The 16,474-nt window shown below is 51.9% G+C and carries 15 protein-coding genes; 12 read left to right on the forward strand and 3 right to left on the reverse strand.

Annotated elements, in window-relative coordinates; translation table 11 throughout:
* The first annotated feature begins 95 nt into the window (after window positions 1-95).
* Window positions 96-1,523, forward strand: a complete 1,428-nt coding sequence (locus tag M1L66_RS10620; protein WP_434692811.1) for an RsmF rRNA methyltransferase first C-terminal domain-containing protein — start codon at window positions 96-98, stop codon at window positions 1,521-1,523.
* On the opposite strand, the gene M1L66_RS10625 is transcribed toward M1L66_RS10620, so the two are convergent.
* Window positions 1,475-2,410: an RluA family pseudouridine synthase gene (locus tag M1L66_RS10625; protein WP_434692814.1), complete on the reverse strand. Its 936-nt coding sequence runs from the start codon at window positions 2,408-2,410 to the stop codon at window positions 1,475-1,477. The two genes, M1L66_RS10620 and M1L66_RS10625, sit on opposite strands and share 49 nt — an antisense overlap.
* A gap of 90 nt (window positions 2,411-2,500) precedes the next feature.
* On the opposite strand from M1L66_RS10625, the gene M1L66_RS10630 reads away from it, so the two are divergent.
* Together M1L66_RS10630 and M1L66_RS10635 are read left to right on the forward strand one after the other, a co-directional pair.
* Window positions 2,501-2,770, forward strand: a complete 270-nt coding sequence (locus M1L66_RS10630) for a hypothetical protein (protein ID WP_002600485.1) — start codon at window positions 2,501-2,503, stop codon at window positions 2,768-2,770.
* A gap of 48 nt (window positions 2,771-2,818) precedes the next feature.
* Window positions 2,819-3,694 (forward strand): YitT family protein, encoded by an 876-nt coding sequence (locus tag M1L66_RS10635; protein WP_187021571.1) that lies wholly within the window; start codon window positions 2,819-2,821, stop codon window positions 3,692-3,694.
* Window positions 3,695-3,725: 31 nt separating this feature from the next.
* On the opposite strand, the gene M1L66_RS10640 is transcribed toward M1L66_RS10635, so the two are convergent.
* Window positions 3,726-5,006: a DNA polymerase Y family protein gene (locus M1L66_RS10640; protein ID WP_187021569.1), complete on the reverse strand. Its 1,281-nt coding sequence runs from the start codon at window positions 5,004-5,006 to the stop codon at window positions 3,726-3,728.
* A gap of 159 nt (window positions 5,007-5,165) precedes the next feature.
* Between M1L66_RS10640 and M1L66_RS10645 the strand changes: the two genes are divergently transcribed.
* Window positions 5,166-6,437, forward strand: a complete 1,272-nt coding sequence (locus M1L66_RS10645) for a D-alanyl-D-alanine carboxypeptidase family protein (RefSeq protein WP_187021567.1) — start codon at window positions 5,166-5,168, stop codon at window positions 6,435-6,437.
* A 119-nt stretch (window positions 6,438-6,556) separates the two neighbouring features.
* A complete protein-coding gene (locus M1L66_RS10650; protein WP_187021565.1) occupies window positions 6,557-7,408 on the forward strand; it encodes a tyrosine-protein phosphatase in 852 nt (283 codons plus the stop codon).
* A gap of 11 nt (window positions 7,409-7,419) precedes the next feature.
* Here the strand turns inward: M1L66_RS10650 and M1L66_RS10655 are convergent, their stop codons facing one another.
* A complete protein-coding gene (locus tag M1L66_RS10655; RefSeq protein WP_187021563.1) occupies window positions 7,420-9,051 on the reverse strand; it encodes a potassium/proton antiporter in 1,632 nt (543 codons plus the stop codon).
* Window positions 9,052-9,227: 176 nt separating this feature from the next.
* Between M1L66_RS10655 and M1L66_RS10660 the strand changes: the two genes are divergently transcribed.
* The 7 genes from M1L66_RS10660 to M1L66_RS10690 all read left to right on the forward strand — a co-directional run bounded on the left by M1L66_RS10660 (window position 9,228) and on the right by M1L66_RS10690 (window position 16,353).
* Window positions 9,228-10,073: a YitT family protein gene (locus tag M1L66_RS10660; RefSeq protein ID WP_434692820.1), complete on the forward strand. Its 846-nt coding sequence runs from the start codon at window positions 9,228-9,230 to the stop codon at window positions 10,071-10,073.
* Between the two features lie 112 nt (window positions 10,074-10,185).
* Entirely contained in the window at window positions 10,186-10,806 is a 621-nt protein-coding gene (locus M1L66_RS10665) for a hypothetical protein (protein WP_187021561.1), read from the forward strand.
* Window positions 10,807-11,078: 272 nt separating this feature from the next.
* Complete coding sequence (locus M1L66_RS10670; RefSeq protein WP_002600477.1) at window positions 11,079-12,533, forward strand: acyl-CoA carboxylase subunit beta; 1,455 nt, start codon at window positions 11,079-11,081, stop codon at window positions 12,531-12,533.
* 17 nt (window positions 12,534-12,550) lie between these two features.
* A complete protein-coding gene (locus M1L66_RS10675; RefSeq protein ID WP_434692822.1) occupies window positions 12,551-13,324 on the forward strand; it encodes an OadG family protein in 774 nt (257 codons plus the stop codon).
* A gap of 20 nt (window positions 13,325-13,344) precedes the next feature.
* Entirely contained in the window at window positions 13,345-13,722 is a 378-nt protein-coding gene (locus M1L66_RS10680; protein WP_187021555.1) for a biotin/lipoyl-containing protein, read from the forward strand.
* 48 nt (window positions 13,723-13,770) lie between these two features.
* A complete protein-coding gene (locus tag M1L66_RS10685) occupies window positions 13,771-14,916 on the forward strand; it encodes a sodium ion-translocating decarboxylase subunit beta (protein ID WP_002600474.1) in 1,146 nt (381 codons plus the stop codon).
* A 24-nt stretch (window positions 14,917-14,940) separates the two neighbouring features.
* Window positions 14,941-16,353 (forward strand): oxaloacetate decarboxylase subunit alpha, encoded by a 1,413-nt coding sequence (locus M1L66_RS10690; protein WP_187021551.1) that lies wholly within the window; start codon window positions 14,941-14,943, stop codon window positions 16,351-16,353.
* Window positions 16,354-16,474: the final 121 nt, after the last annotated feature.

Raw genomic sequence — 16,474 nt, forward strand, 5'->3', positions numbered from 1 at the left:
GGAAAAATAAAGGAAAATTATTCCGGAACATTGACGGAAAAGGCCGAATCTGGTAATCTGGTGAAAAGAATTCTTGAGAAAAATGAGGAGTTGTGATGATAGAGCTACCGGAGGCATTTAAAAAAAAGATGATGGGCCTTCTTGAAACGGAATATAAGGCGTTTCTGGAAAGCTACGAAAAGGAGCGGGTGCAGGGACTGCGGCTGAATCCCGGAAAGGCGGAGGCGAAGGAGTTTTTAGCGAAGGCCCCGTTTCACCTGACAAAGATTCCGTGGGCGAGGGAAGGCTATTACTACGATTCGCATGACCGGCCCGGAAAGCATCCGTACCATGAAGCGGGGCTGTATTACATTCAGGAGCCCAGCGCTATGGCAGTGGTGGAACTTTTGGAGCCGAAGCCGGGAGACTGTGTGCTGGACCTCTGCGCGGCACCGGGCGGCAAGACGACTCAGATCGCCGGATACCTGCTGGGAGAAGGCTTTTTGCTGAGCAATGAGATCCATCCTGCCAGGGCGAAGATCCTCTCGCAGAACGTGGAACGCATGGGAATCCGGAACGCGGTGGTGGCCAATGAGACGCCGGAACGGCTGGCAGAGCGCTTCCCTCAGTTTTTCGATAAAATCGTGGTGGACGCTCCATGCTCAGGCGAAGGCATGTTCCGTAAGGACGAGGAAGCCCGCAGCCAGTGGAGTCCGGATCACGTGGTTATGTGCGCGGCGAGGCAGCGCCAGATTCTGGATCATGCAGCGCAGATGCTGAAGGCCGGGGGACGCATGGTCTATTCCACCTGTACCTTTTCCCCGGAGGAGGACGAGCAGACCATCGAGACGTTTCTTTCGGATCATCCGGAATTTGAGATCGAGGATATGGGAACCCGGGAAGGCCTTTCACCGGGGAGGCCGGAATGGGGAACCCTGTCCATGGAAACACTCAGGAGAACCTACCGGATATGGCCCCATTTATCGGAGGGGGAAGGCCACTATCTGGCCGTGCTTCGCAAGACGGGGGAGGACGACGGGACGTGGAAACGAAAGGGGCCGAAGTATTTGAAAGACAAGGCCGTGTGGAAGGAGTATGAAGGCTTCTGCAGGGAGCTGTTTACGGAACCGGAGCGATACCTGGACAGGGAAGAGTATATCCTGTTCGGGGACCAGCTGTATCTGCTTCCGCCTCAGATGATCGATCTGGCCGGCCTAAAGGTGGTGCGTCCCGGCCTTCATATGGGAACGATGAAGAAGAACCGCTTTGAGCCATCCCACGCCCTGGCGCTCTCCATGAAGGAAGAGGAGGCGGTGCGCCGTTTCTCCATGAAGGCGGATGGGATGGAGGCTGTCCGTTATCTGAAGGGGGAAACGCTGAGGATCGAGGAAGCAAAAAACTGTGATCTAAACGGACAGAAGGGCTGGGTCCTGATGACCGTGGACGGCTGGTCCCTGGGATTTTCCAAACTGGCAGGTGGAATCTTAAAAAATCATTATCCGAAGGGACTGCGCTGGATGGGAGGGACGGTATTCGTCTCCTGACCGAAGAGCCGGCGCATATCCTCTGGAAGAGGGGCCTCGAAATGAAGGGGCTCCTTTTTGATGGGATGAATAAAATCCAGCTGCCACGAATGGAGGGCCTGCCTGCCGATCAGGCGGTAGTCGGGATTGTAGAGAAAATCGCCGGGCAGCGGATGGCCGATATGCTTCATATGAACCCGGATCTGATGGGTTCGTCCCGTCTCCAGGCGCAGCTCTACTAAGGAACAGTCGGTGTCACGATTGTAATACAGCGTGCGGTAATGGGTTCTGGCAGAATCTCCGCGTTCAAAGTCCACACAGCGCTCGATGGTGGAATCGCCGGCCCTGGCGATGGGGGCGTCGATCACGCCTTCCGGGGGAACCAGACCGGAGGCCGCAGCCAGATAACATCTGCGTATGGCATGGGTACGGACCATCTCGGACAGCATGCAGGCGCTGAGTGCGTGCCTCGCCAGTATCAGCAGGCCGGTGGTATCTCGGTCCAGTCGGTTAATGGCCCGGTAGGTAGCGGCCTCTCCCTTCTCCCCCAGATACCAGGCGATTCCGTTAGCCAGTGTATTATCGTGATTTCCCTGGGACGGATGAATGGGGACACCGGCGGCCTTATTGACGACGAGAAGGTCACGGTCCTCGTACCGGATGTCCAGGTCCATGGGAACGGGAACAATATTTTCTGAACCGTGTTCTTCGGGCAGTGTGACGGTGAGGGAGTCGCCCTCGTCCAGTCGGTACGTCGTATAGACAGGGATTCCATTCTTTAAAATGGATTGCTCCGTGTGGCGCAGCCGGCGGATCAGAGCTGCGGAATAGCCGTTTGACAGCAGAAACTGTTCTACGGTCTTTTGTATGTCCTGTTGTTGAATGAGGTATGTCATAGTCGTTTTCATGGCATAAATTTTATCATGGCTGGGTGAGATTGACAAGAAATTTTAAAAATGTATAATTGTCTTATGGAAAAGAAGAAAGGACATACGATTATGATGAACGAAGAGCTTTATGAGGCACTGGAACAGGAATTAGAGAAGAATCATGTAGAGGAAGATGTGGAGGATGTGCTCCTCGATCTGGCGGAAAATATAGCAGAACGCGGAATTATGGATAAAGAAGTCATCTTTAAGCAATCCTATGGAAGGACGGAGGTTCACGGCTGCGGAGTCTGCGCGGAGGAAGACGGAGAGACCAGCGTGCTGATCAAATGGATCCGTGTAGGGAAAAAGGAGTTTGAGATCGACGATTATTTCCTCTAGAGACAGGCCGTATCAGCTGCACGGAGATGAAATGGAGGAAAGAATCAAATGACTGGAATCAGACAGCAGTATACAGTAAAAGACCTGGGAATCGACCTGCTCTGCGATATCGCGGGCGCGTTCCTTTTCAATATCGGGATCTATAATTTCGCGGTGAACGCGGAGTTCGCACCTGTCGGCGTCTCCGGTATCGCCCTTATTTTGCGCTACTTATTCGGACTTCCCATGGGTATCGTGAGCATCCTTCTCAACATACCGATCCTGCTTGTCAGCTATAAGCTGCTGGGAAGACGGTTCCTGCTCCGCTCCATGAAGAGTATGGTGATATTCGCGTTTGTGCTGGACTATGTAATGCCCATCATTCCTGTCTATGACGGAAACCCGTTCTATGCATCGATCTGTACCGGTATCTTTTCGGGACTGGGACTTACGATTGTTTACCTGCGGGGCGGTTCCACAGGCGGCACGGACTTCCTGGTCATGGCTATCAGGAAGCTGTTTCCCCACCTGACGATCGGCCAGATCTCTCTGGTGGTGGATGCCGTAGTCATCATGGCCGGCGGCTTCGTGTTCCGCAATCTGGATGCGGTGATCCTGGGTATGATCTCCTCCATCGTGACCACCATGGTCATCGACAAGATCATGTACGGTCTCGGCGCCGGAAAGCTGATGCTTATCGTTACGTCGTGCGAGGCAGCGGTGGCAGCCGCCATTGAGGAGGCCACAGGGCGGGGCTGTACGTTTCTGGAAGGACAGGGATCCTACTCCCTGGATGAGAAGAAGGTCGTCATGTGTGCATGTAATAACAGCCAGGTAATCCCCATCAGACGCGAGGTCCATGAGATCGATAAGGGTGCGTTTATCATTATTACAGATTCGAATGAAGTGTTTGGAGAGGGCTTTAAGCCAATCGAGATGATATGACAGTAAGAGCGGGAAGTATTTGTATTCCCGCTCAAATCTTTGTACCCTTATTGTCTTCCTTTAAGGCGGAATGGGAGAGATGCTTTTGCTTGCTGGCAGCGTGATCGACGATGGAGTCCTTCTTTAAGAAGCTGGCCCGTTTGATGATGTCAGTGCCGAATTTGCTGCGGATCTGGTCAACCGCCTTTTCCATCTCCTTCATCTTCTTGGACTGCTCCGATTCAAACAGGCTGATCTGGCTGAACTCGTCGTCAGATATCTTCGTTGCGCGCACTCCGATCAAGCGGAGCGGCGTGCGGTCCCAGAACTCCTTCAGCAGACGGCAGGCGTTCTCGTAAAGCACCGTGGTGGAATCCGTGGGGCTGTTAAGCGTCGTCTGATGGGATTGGACGTGAAAGTCCCAGTCCTTGATTTCCACACAGACACAGTCACAGATCACGTGATCTGCGCGGAGCCGCGCTCCTACAGTCTCACAGAGGGACAGGAGCACGGTGAACGCCGTATCGAGATCATCCACATCGCGGGACAGCGTGGTGCTGTTGCCGTAGCCTTTGTTGATGGGCTCGCGTTCCGCCACGGGAGAAGGATCGATGCCGCAGGCATAGTCGTGAATCTGTATGGCATACTTTTCACCCAGAATGGGTTTCAGCAGCTCCACATTGCAGGCGGCCAGCTGGCCGATGGTGCGGATTCCTATTCCCTCCAGCTTATTCTGGGCGGAGCGGCCCACGAAAAACAGCTCCCGGATGGGAAGCGGCCACATCTTCTCCGGGATCTCATCGAGAAAGAGGGTGTGGCACATGTCGGGCTTCCTGAAATCGGAGGCCATCTTGGCCAGAAGCTTGTTGGGGGCAATCCCGATATTCACAGTAAAACCCAGCTCCCGGGAGATGCGTTCACGGATCTGATTGGCCGTAGTCCACGGATCCCCGAAGAGATGTATGGTGGAGCTCATGTCTAAAAAAGCCTCGTCGATGCTGAATTTTTCAATATCAGGAGTGTAGTCGGATAAGAGGTTCATCAGGAGAGTGGAGTAATGAATGTAGACATCGAACCGCGAGGGGACGACACACAGTCCCGGACACTTTCGCAGAGCCTGAACCAGCGGCTCCCCAGTAGTGACGCCATATTTTTTCGCCGGTGTGGACTTGGCCAGCACAATGCCGTGACGGGAAGCGGCATCCCCGCCTACCACGGAGGGAATCGTGCGGAGATCCAGCGCCTCCGGATCCTCCGTCAGCCGGCAGACAGACTCCCAGCTTAAAAATGCGGAATTAACATCAATATGAAAGACAAGCGGACTCTGTGCCATAAGATTCCCTCCCTGTGTAAATGAAGAAATGATCTGCTTCTATTATATCGAATATATGTTCGTAAGTAAAGAGGAAACTTAAAGGACAGACCTCTTAACCGGAATAAATGAAAAATAGAAGGAATAGGATAAAATAAAATCATACAGGGTGGTATGAGGATGAAGCAGGTCATACTATTTATTCTGTGCCTTGTGCTGTGCACGGGAATATGCGGGAGGGTTACGGCACAGGCGGAGACGGACGGGCAGGAACAACAAAATCAGAAGGATGAACTGGGGCTGTATGCGCAGTCGGCTGTTCTGATGGATGCGAAAACAGGCAGAATCCTGTATGGGAAAAATGAGAGGGTGGCCCGTCCCATGGCGAGTACGACGAAGATCATGACCTGCATCATAGCTCTGGAGTATGGAAATCTCTCCGACACTGTGACGGCGTCCCAAAATGCAGCGGCCCAGCCGAAGGTTCATTTGGGCGTGTATAAGGGGCAGACCTTCCGGCTGGAGGATTTACTCTACAGCCTGATGCTGGAATCCCATAACGACGCGGCCGTGATGATCGCAGAGCATGTGGGCGGAAGTGTGGAGGGGTTTGCGGCTCTTATGAATCAGAAGGCCAGGGATTTAGGATGCGGCGACACGTATTTTATCACACCCAACGGGCTGGACGCAAGCAAGGAGGAGAACGGCCAGATGAAGGAGCACTCCACGACCGCTGCAGATTTGGCCCGCATCATGAATTACTGCATCGGCACGTCACCGAAGAAGGATGAATTTCTGAAGATTACGGGGACACAGAGCTATTATTTCACGGATCAGGAGGGGAAACGGTCCTACAGCTGCCAGAACCACAATGCACTGCTGACCATGATGAGCGGCGTATTCTCCGGCAAGACCGGATTTACGGGCGGAGCGGGTTACTCCTATGTTGGGGCATTAGAGGACGGAGAGCGGGAGTTTACCATCGCGCTCCTGGGCTGTGGATGGCCGCCTCACAAGACGTATAAATGGTCGGATGCCAGGAAGCTGTTCGGGTATGGAAAGGAACACTATCAGTACCGGGAGGTCTACCAGGAAAAGACATTACCTGAAATTCCGGTGGAAAACGGAGTCCCCCTTTCCGGAAACCTGGGCGATCCGGTGGTGGTTCATGCCGATTTAAATCTGAAGGATGAGGAGAAGAGCTTAAAGCTTCTCATGGCAGAGGACGAGGAAGTGACCGTATCCGAGGAGCTTCCGGACCGCTTAAAGGCGCCGCTTAGGAAGGGGCAGACCGTGGGAACGGTGACGTACCGCCTGCAGGGAGAGACCGTAAAGACATTTCCTGTCTATCTCACCGAGGATGTGGAGAAAATCACCTTCCGGTGGTGCATCGACCGTGTGATCCAGCTCTTCCGGTCACCATTTTCATTTGTAAATGACATTGCGGAGTGAACAGTTACAAATAAACTGCTGTAGGCCTGGTGACTCAAGCTGGGGGCTTTTAGGAATGGGGCGATTGTGATATACTATGAGCATTGAGAAAGAATGAACGAAAGAAAGAGGCGTACAGAATGGAAGAGAATTTAAACGGAACGGCAAAACATTACACAGGCAGAATCCCTCTGGAGGGGCTGCCAAATACGAGAGATCTTGGCGGCATCCGGACCATGGATGGAAAGCAGATTGTACCGGCACGGCTGATTCGGAGCGGAGCGCTCTATGAGGCTACGCCGGCGGACATAGCGCGTCTGGCAGGGGAGTGCCGTCTGGGGACGGTGGTGGATTTCAGAACCTCCGTGGAGAGAAGCCAGAAGCCGGACCCGGAGATAGACGGCGTCATTAACATATTCAATCCGATTCTGAATGAGGAGACGGTGGGGATCACCTTTGAGGACGAGGAGGAAGGAAAGCCGAAGCAGGATGCTTTAATCGGAATGCTGGAACACGCCTCTTCCCTGGGCGGGAATCCGGAGCTCTATGTGGATAAGCTGTATGAGAATCTCGTCATGGATGAACATGCGGCGGCGTATTACAGCCGCTTTTTCGATATCCTTCTGGAGGCAGACGACCGCGCGGTGCTCTGGCACTGTACCGCCGGAAAGGACCGGGTGGGTGTGGGAACAGCCCTTCTGCTGTCCGCCCTTTCCGTAGACCGGGATACGATTATCCGGGATTTTATCCGGACGAATGATTACGTGATGGAAAATGCGGTGAAGACCGCGGATATGGTGCGGGAAAAGACGAAGGACGTGAGGCTTGCAGAGTGCGTGAAGGTGCTTTTGACGGTATCGGAGGATTATATCCGCCATGCGTTTTCCGCCATGGAGACCGCCTGCGGTTCCGTGGAAGCCTATCTGAATGAACGGATCGGCATAAATGATCGGAAGCAGGCGGAACTGAAACGAAAGTTTCTTATTTCATAAGAAAGCGTATTTTATAAGAAAACGGAAGCCGCCGCCGTGTGCGTTACCGGCTGCGCATTCAGAATCAGGACATCTCCGTCGCGGACATGGGTCTGTCCCGTCGGAACGAGGGAGCGGCCGGCCCTGCGTATGAGAAAGATCAGGGTGTCTGCGGGAAGCGTAAGCTCAGACAGTGGTTTGTTCACCCATGGATGGTACCGGCCGATCCGGACTTCGCGGAGCTTCATGCCGCTTTTGTCCGCATAGGCCGGACTGTTCAGGATGATGGTGTCATCCGCCGTGATGAGCGTGCTTCCGTTGGGAATCAGCGTCTTCCCATCCCGCAGCACCATGACGGCCAGCATATCCTCCGGGATGGAGATATCCTGGAAGGTATGGCCGATCCAGGGATGTCCCTCGGGGAGACGGACCTCGGTCAGATGGATGGACTGGTCTTCCTGATAATCGTTAAAGGTCTTGAAGATATCGTCGGTGGAACCGATTACTTCCAGCTTCTTCGCCATCCATGGAAGCAGAGAGCCCTGAATGGCGACAGACAGGAGGCAGACGCAGAACACGATATGAAAAATGTCATATTCCATGGCGGCCGGACTCAGGACCGTGGTGATGGCAAAGACGATGGAGGCGGCTCCCCGCAGGCCGGCCCAGGAGATCAGCAGCAGCTGGCGGAAGGGAACTTTAAAGGGCCGCAGTATGATATAGACAGCAGCAGGCCGCGCGATCAGAAGCATGAAGGCCATAATGCAGACGGAAGGGATCAGTACGGGAATAATCCTGGAAGGAAAACACAGGAGCCCCAGCAGGAAAAACAGAATAATCTGCATCATTCCGGTGATGCCGTCAAAAAAGTGGACGAGTTCCACTTTTTCTTTTATCTGGCTGTTGCCCAGGATAATGCCGGCGATATAGACGCTTAAGAAGCCATTGCCGGAGACTGAGGCCGAGAGACCATAGGTTAAGACTGCAAGGGCCATGGTGAGAATCGGAAGCATTTCCCCGGAAAAAAACTGTTCGGAGTTTAAAAGCTTCGATCCGGCCAGGCCGGCCGCCACACCGAACAGGATACCGTACAGTACCTGCGCCGAGAAGACGAGGGCGACGGAGCCGGCGGAAGAGTGGCCCGCCATCATGCCCAGTACGATTGTAGTCAACATATAAGCGACGGGATCGTTGCTTCCGCTCTCCACCTCGAGGATGGACGCCATGCCGTCTACAAGGTTAAGCTTTTTCATGCGGAGAATGGAAAATACGCTGGCGGCATCCGTGGATCCGAGTACGGAGCCGATTAAAAGTCCTTCCAGCAGGGAAGTCTTCAGAATAAAATGGCAGAAAAGACCGGTTAAGAGTGCGGTAAGTATGACGCCGGCGCTGGAAAGCAGCACGGCTTTTTTTGCCACAGGCCTGGCGGCCTCCCAGTTGGTGCAGAATCCTCCATAAAACATGATGAAAATCAGGGCTACGGAACAGATGCTCTCCGCGAGCCCATAGTTGGAAAAGGGAATCCGCAAGATTCCGTCTGTCCCGAACATCATGCCCAGAATGATGAAGAGGAGAAGGGAGGGGACGCCGATGCGGGTTGACAGGCTCCCTGCAAAGATGCACAGGATGCAGATAAATGCAGCCATAATTAAATATAACTCCATGTGTTCGCTCCTTTCTGAGTATAAATTTTCATCATAAAGTATAACAGGAGGACGGCGGAAAAAGTAAAACGGAGAGGAATTGAAACGAAATCTTAACGGCGGGGGTTTCAAGAAACCGGGGATTATGCTATACTGTGAGGCGGTGTTATTTACCGATGAAAGGAAGACAGATCTGTATGAATATGAAAAAAATAATAACCGTGCTGGCGGGAAATACGCTCTACGCCCTGGCCGTGTCCCTCTTTATCCTTCCAAACGGCCTCATCACCGGCGGGACGACGGGGCTTGCATTGGTGGCCCAGTATAAGTTCGGGATTCCCATCGCGGCGTTCGTCGGCGTTTTTAATGTGGTGATGTTTGTGGCGGGTGCGGCGGTTCTTGGCAAAGCATTTGCATTTACGACAATTATCAGTACCTTTTACTATCCGTTCATACTCGGTGTTTTTGAAGGACTGTTTGGTTCCTCTCCCATCACCGGGGATACGATGCTGGCGACCGTCTTTGCCGGGCTCTTGATTGGCGCGGGAATCGGCATGGTGATCCGTGCGGGGGCATCGACCGGAGGCATGGATATACCGCCGCTGATTCTCAATAAGAAATTCCGCCTTCCGGTCTCCATGACGATGTCGGTGTTCGACTGCCTGATCCTGCTGACCCAGATGGTGTTTGCAGGCAAGGAGAAGATCCTGTACGGAATTCTGCTGGTTCTTCTCTACACCATGGTGCTGGATAAGGTGCTGATGATCGGACAGAACCAGATGCAGGTCAAGATCATCAGCGAGCAGTGCGAGATCATCAGCGAGGCGATCCAGAACCGGATGGACAGGGGAACGACGCTGCTCCTGATCGAGGGAGGCCATTTGAGAAAGGCATCCTATGCGGTGCTCACGGTCATATCGGGCCGGGAACTGTCGAAGCTGAACGAACTCGTCATGGGGCTGGACTCCAATGCATTTATGATTATCAACCAGGTCAGCGAGGTGCGCGGCCGTGGATTTACCCTTCACAAGGAGTATAAATAAGGGAAGAATCTTACAGAAAACTGACTAACATTTACAGTTTTGGAAACTCTATTGACTTCCGCTTCTGCGTAGTATATACTTTGCCCGAAGCGCAGAAAGGAAGTGTGCACTTATGGTGAGAAGAGGAAAGATTCTGGCTGTTCTGCTGGCTGTCATCACAGTGCTGGCGGCTGGCGGCTGTTCAGGGAAAAGCACGTCTCAGGCTGCGGGAACCGCAGAGACAACAGCGGCGAAAGCCACAGAGACAACAGCGGCGATAGCCACAGAGGCTGCGAAGGATGAGGCTGCGCCGTTTCGCGCAGAGATAGAAAAAGAGGAAGAGACGACTCCGGAAGATATGGAGAAAGAGGTCCGGGCAGCAGCTGGTCCGGGAGCAGAGGCCGGCGGCGCGGCAGAATCGGAGGCAGGAGATAAGGATATCGAGGCATTTGCGGAGCTGGTCCAGGAAGCGGTAGCTGACAGGGACATGGAAGCTCTGGCGGATCTGGCCGCGTTCCCCTTAAATCTGGAGACTGCTGATGGAGAGAAGATGACTTTTGCAGACAGAAATGAGTTCTTAAAACAGAATCCGGATCTGATTTTCGGGGACGATTTGATGGTGGCGATCGCAGGAGTTGACACGGCGACACTGGAAGCGAACGCGGATGGCGTGACCATGGGAGAGGAAAATCCCCATATCCGCTATAAAAAGACAGAGGATGGTACATTTCGCATAATGGATATCCGGGAATGACGTGTGCAATAGTTACAAATTAGACAATGAAAACTTGTGTATTTCGCTGGAAGTTAAGAAAGATTGTGAAAAAATGCTTACAAGTTATTAGGACTGCATGACGTGGATTATGAAAAATCCATAGAATGCGGTTCTTTTTTTTCCAAAAAAACCTTGAAATTTGTCATAATTAATTATACAATTATAATCGGCAGAAATTGGTGTTATTCTACGGATCTTTGTTAATTACTTAACAGAGCCCGTACAAATATTACAAAATGGAGGATTGCAAAATGAGTAATTCAGCACAGACATCAGCAAGCAACAGAATCAATGCTTTGCTTGATGAGAACAGTTTTGTTGAAGTCGGCGCCTATATCACGGCCAGAAACACAGACTTCAACATGACATCAAGGGAAACCCCTGCTGACGGTGTTGTTACCGGTTACGGTACCATCGAAGGATGCCTTGTGTATGTGTACAGCCAGGACGCATCCGTATTGGGTGGTTCCATCGGCGAAATGCATGCAAAAAAAATCGTTAATCTTTATGCGGCGGCCATGAAGACGGGCGCTCCGGTCATTGGCCTGATCGACTGCGCAGGCTTAAGACTTCAGGAAGCTACCGACGCCCTGGACGGATTTGGCCAGCTTTATTTAAGCCAGACCATGGCTTCCGGTGTGATTCCGCAGATCAGCGCAGTGTTTGGAACCTGCGGCGGCGGTATGGCGGTTTCCACAGCTATGGCTGATTTCACATTTGTGGAGAGCAAGAACGGTAAATTATTTGTGAATTCCCCGAACGCACTGGCTGGCAACTATACCGGCAAATGCGACACGGCATCCGCTGATTTCCAGAGTAAGGAAACCGGACTGGCAGATTTTACAGGCGATGAGGCGGAGATTTTAAGCGGTATCAGAACCCTGGTTACCATCCTCCCGGCCAATAACGAAGATGACATGTCCTACGACGAGTGTAACGACGATTTAAACCGTGTGTGCTCCGACCTTGCAAACTATGTAGGAGACACGGCTATCGCGCTGACACAGATTTCTGATGATAATTTCTTCATGGAAGTGAAGAAGGATTACGCTCCTTCCATGGTAACCGGATTCATCCGTATGAACGGAACGACGGTGGGCGCTGTTGCCAACCGCACAGAATCCTATGATGAGAGCGGCTTAAAGACTGCTGAGTACGATGCGGTTTTAACCTCTCAGGGCTGCACCAAGGCTGCGGAATTCGTGGAGTTCTGCGATGCATTTAATATCCCGGTGCTTACGCTTGTCAATGTAAAGGGATATAAGGCCAGCAAATGCACAGAGAGAAAGATCGCCAAAGCGGCGGCTAAGCTGACGTATGCATTTGCCAATGCAACAGTTCCGAAGGTAACGGTTGTCATCGGACAGGCGTTCGGAACCGCTTATTTAACGATGAACAGCAAGTCAATCGGCGCCGATATGGTTTACGCATGGCCGGACGCTTCCATCGGTATGATGGATGCGAAGGAAGCAGCGAAGATCATGTATGCGGATGAGATCGGCAAGGCGGACGACAGCGTGTCCTTAATCAATGAGAAGGCGGAAGGCTATCAGACTTTACAGTCCAGTGCACTGGCCGCTGCAAAGAGAGGCTATGTTGATGATATCATCGATGCAAGCGAGACAAGAGCCCGCGTGATTGCTGCATTTGAGATGTTATTCACGAAGAGAGAGGATCGTCCGGATAAAAAACATGGCACGGTCTAGAATGAGGTGACAGGTATATGAAACTGAATATGAAACGAGTAGCATTAGGACTTTGCATGGCAGCCTGTCTCTTTTCATTATCTGCCTGCAGTAAGGCTGACACCGCTTCCTCAGAGATCGATGTCAACATTCAGGCTCAGTTAAGCCAGATGGCTTCCGGATATTTAAGCTCTTACGTGAACATTCCGGATGATCAGCTGGATGAGGTGAGAAGCCAGACTGCAAAACAGAGCGAAGCTCTTGCCGAGGGTGTGGACTCCTGGAAGAACGTCAAGCATGACCTTGGCGCCATGATTTCCGTAGAGGACACGGCTGAGGTAGAAGAGATTGACAGCGGCTACAGCGCAACGGTTCATGCGGTTTTTGAGAAGAGAGAGATGGACTTCGGTATTACGACCGACAGGGAAGGTGCGATTACCAGCGTTTCCTTTGTTCCGGAGTATACGTTAGGCGAAAACATGGAACAGGCCGCCATGAATATGGTTATGGGTATGGGAACCGTATTTATTGTCCTGATCTTCATCAGCTTCCTCATCGGCTGCTTCAAATATATTAACCGTTTTGAAGAGAAGATGAAGAACAAGGGAAAGAAAGAAGATCCGGAACCATTAGCGGTAGCAGAACCGGCACCGGCAGCAGTTTACCAGGCAGCGGAAGAGAACCTGGCCGATGATCTGGAACTGGTAGCAGTTATTACAGCTGCGATTGCAGCATCCACAGGAACGAGCCCAAGCGGTCTTGTCGTACGCTCCATCAGACGTGCACCGGCAGGGAAATGGAAAAAAGCATAATAATCAGGAGGATTATCATCATGAAGAATTATACAATTACAGTTAATGGTAATGTTTATGACGTAACCGTAGAAGAAGGAACCGGAAGCGCAGCACCAGCAGCGGCTCCAAAGGCAGCGCCGGCGGCAGCACCGAAGGCAGCTCCTGCAGCACCGAAGGCAGCAGCACCGGCCGGAGCAGCAGGATCCGTAACGGTAGCGGCTCCAATGCCAGGCAAGATTTTAGGCGTGAAGGCAAATCCTGGACAGGCGGTAAAGAAGGGCGACGTAATCGTTATTCTCGAAGCCATGAAGATGGAAAATGAAATCGTAGCTCCTCAGGATGGAACAATTGCAAGCATTAATGTAGCAACCGGCGATCCCGTAGAAGCAGGCCAGGCACTGGCTACATTAAACTAAGGCAGAGCTTCCGCCAGATAGAGGCGGATTCCATATGGAGGGATTAACATGGATATATTTAGCACATTGAACAATCTTCTTCATCAAACAGCATTCTTTAATCTGACAGGCGGCAATCTGCTCATGATTCTGGTCGCGTTCGTATTCTTATATCTTGCGATCAGACATGGATTTGAACCGTTACTGTTGATTCCCATTTCATTCGGTATGCTGCTTGTTAATATCTATCCAGATATTATGAAGGAAATTGGTGCAGATGGTTCCGGCGGCGGACTTCTGCAGTACTTCTTTAAACTGGACGAATGGAGCATCCTGCCTCCGCTTATCTTTATGGGCGTCGGCGCGATGACGGATTTCGCTCCGTTAATTGCCAATCCGAAGAGCTTCTTACTCGGTGCGGCTGCACAGTTTGGTATCTACAGCGCCTATTTCCTGGCGATCCTCTTAGGATTCAACGGAAAAGCGGCAGCTGCTATCTCCATTATTGGTGGTGCTGACGGCCCTACTTCCATCTTCCTTGCGAGCAAGCTGGGACAGACGGCTTTAATGGGACCGATCGCCGTGGCGGCTTACTCCTACATGGCCCTCGTTCCGATCATCCAGCCACCGGTTATGAAACTGCTTACTACCGAGAAGGAACGTAAGATCAAGATGGAGCAGTTACGTCCTGTATCCAAGCTTGAGAGAATCTTATTCCCGATCATCGTAACCGTTGTCGTTTGTATGATCCTCCCGACCACAGCGCCACTCGTTGGTATGCTGATGTTAGGTAACTTATTCAGAGAGAGCGGCGTTGTGAAGCAGCTGGCAGAGACAGCAAGCAACGCGTTGATGTACATCGTAGTTATCCTGCTGGGAACTTCCGTAGGCGCAACCACGAGTGCAGAAGCATTCTTGAACTGGAACACATTAAAGATCGTATTCCTTGGTCTGGTAGCATTTATCGTTGGTACGGCAGCCGGAGTGCTGTTCGGAAAGCTGATGTGCGCGCTGACTCACGGAAAAGTAAATCCGCTGATCGGTTCTGCCGGTGTATCCGCAGTTCCAATGGCGGCACGTGTATCCCAGAAGGTCGGTGCTGAGGCAGATCCTACCAACTTCCTGCTGATGCATGCGATGGGCCCGAACGTGGCAGGCGTTATCGGTACAGCAGTTGCGGCCGGTACCTTCATGGCTATCTTCGGAGTGAAATAATAAAGATTATTAGGAGGTAAAATAATGGCAGAAATAGAGAAAAAGCCGGTTAAGATTGTAGAGACTGTCCTTCGTGACGCTCATCAGTCTTTGCTTGCTACGAGAATGACAACCGAGCAGATGCTTCCGATTGTCGATAAGATGGACCAGGTCGGCTATTACGCTGTGGAGTGCTGGGGCGGCGCCACATTTGACTCATGCCTTCGTTTCTTAAAGGAAGATCCGTGGATCAGACTTCGCAAGCTGAGAGACGGCTTCAAGAACACGAAGCTGCAGATGCTGTTCCGTGGACAGAACATTTTAGGCTACAATCATTACGCTGACGACGTGGTAGAGTACTTCGTTCAGAAGTCTTTATCAAACGGTATTGATATTATCCGTATTTTCGACTGTCTGAATGATATCCGTAACTTACAGACAGCTGTAAAAGCCTGCAACAAAGAAAAGGGTCACGCACAGGTTGCACTTTGCTACACTCTGGGCGATGCTTATACGCTGGATTACTGGAAAGATATTGCCAAGAGAATCGAGGACATGGGCGCCGATTCCATCTGTATCAAGGATATGGCAGGCCTTCTGACACCTTATAAGGCAGACGAGTTGGTACGCGCGTTAAAGGAATCCACCGCGCTTCCGATCGATCTTCATACCCACTACACCTCAGGTGTTGCTTCCATGACCTACTTAAAGGCAGTAGAAGCAGGCTGCGATATCATCGATACCGCGATGTCACCTCTGGCACTGGGAACCAGCCAGCCGGCTACCGAGGTTATGGTTGAGACCTTCCGCGGAACACCGTATGACACAGGCTTTGATCAGAACCTGCTGGCTGAAATCGCTGACCACTTCCAGCCGATCCGTGAGGAGGCTCTTAAGAGCGGCCGCTTAAATCCGAAGGTTCTTGGCGTCAATATCAAGACCTTACAGTACCAGGTACCTGGCGGTATGCTTTCCAACCTGGTAAGCCAGCTGAAGGAAGCAGGCCAGGAGGACAAGTACAGACAGGTTCTGGAAGAAGTTCCGAGAGTAAGAAAAGACTTCGGCGAGCCGCCGTTAGTTACCCCGTCTTCTCAGATCGTGGGTACGCAGGCCGTATTAAACGTGATCAGCGGCGAGCGTTACAAGATGGTAACAAAAGAGTCCAAGAAGATCCTTATGGGCGAGTTCGGACAGACGGTAAAACCGTTCAATGCGGAAGTTCAGAAGAAGATCATCGGCGACGAGACACCGATCACCTGCCGTCCGGCAGACTTGATCGCTCCGCAGCTTCCTCAGTTCGAGAAAGAGTGTGCGCAGTGGAAGCAGCAGGATGAAGATGTACTGTCCTATGCGCTGTTCCCGGCTGTAGCGAAGGAATTCTTCGAGTACAGAGCGGCTCAGCAGACCGGTGTGGATTCTGCTGTGGCGGATAAGGGGAGCAAGGCTTATCCGGTATAAGAGTATAAAAATGAACGATGGTTCCGGGAAATATTTCCGGGACCATTTTCTGTCTGCTGGAAGTTTGAAGATTTTCTTACAAATACTGCCAATTGTGTGAACTTTTCGTGTTGAGGTTGAC

It is taken from the genome of Hungatella sp. SB206, assembly GCF_051132295.1.
Lineage (GTDB): Bacteria > Bacillota > Clostridia > Lachnospirales > Lachnospiraceae > Hungatella > Hungatella effluvii.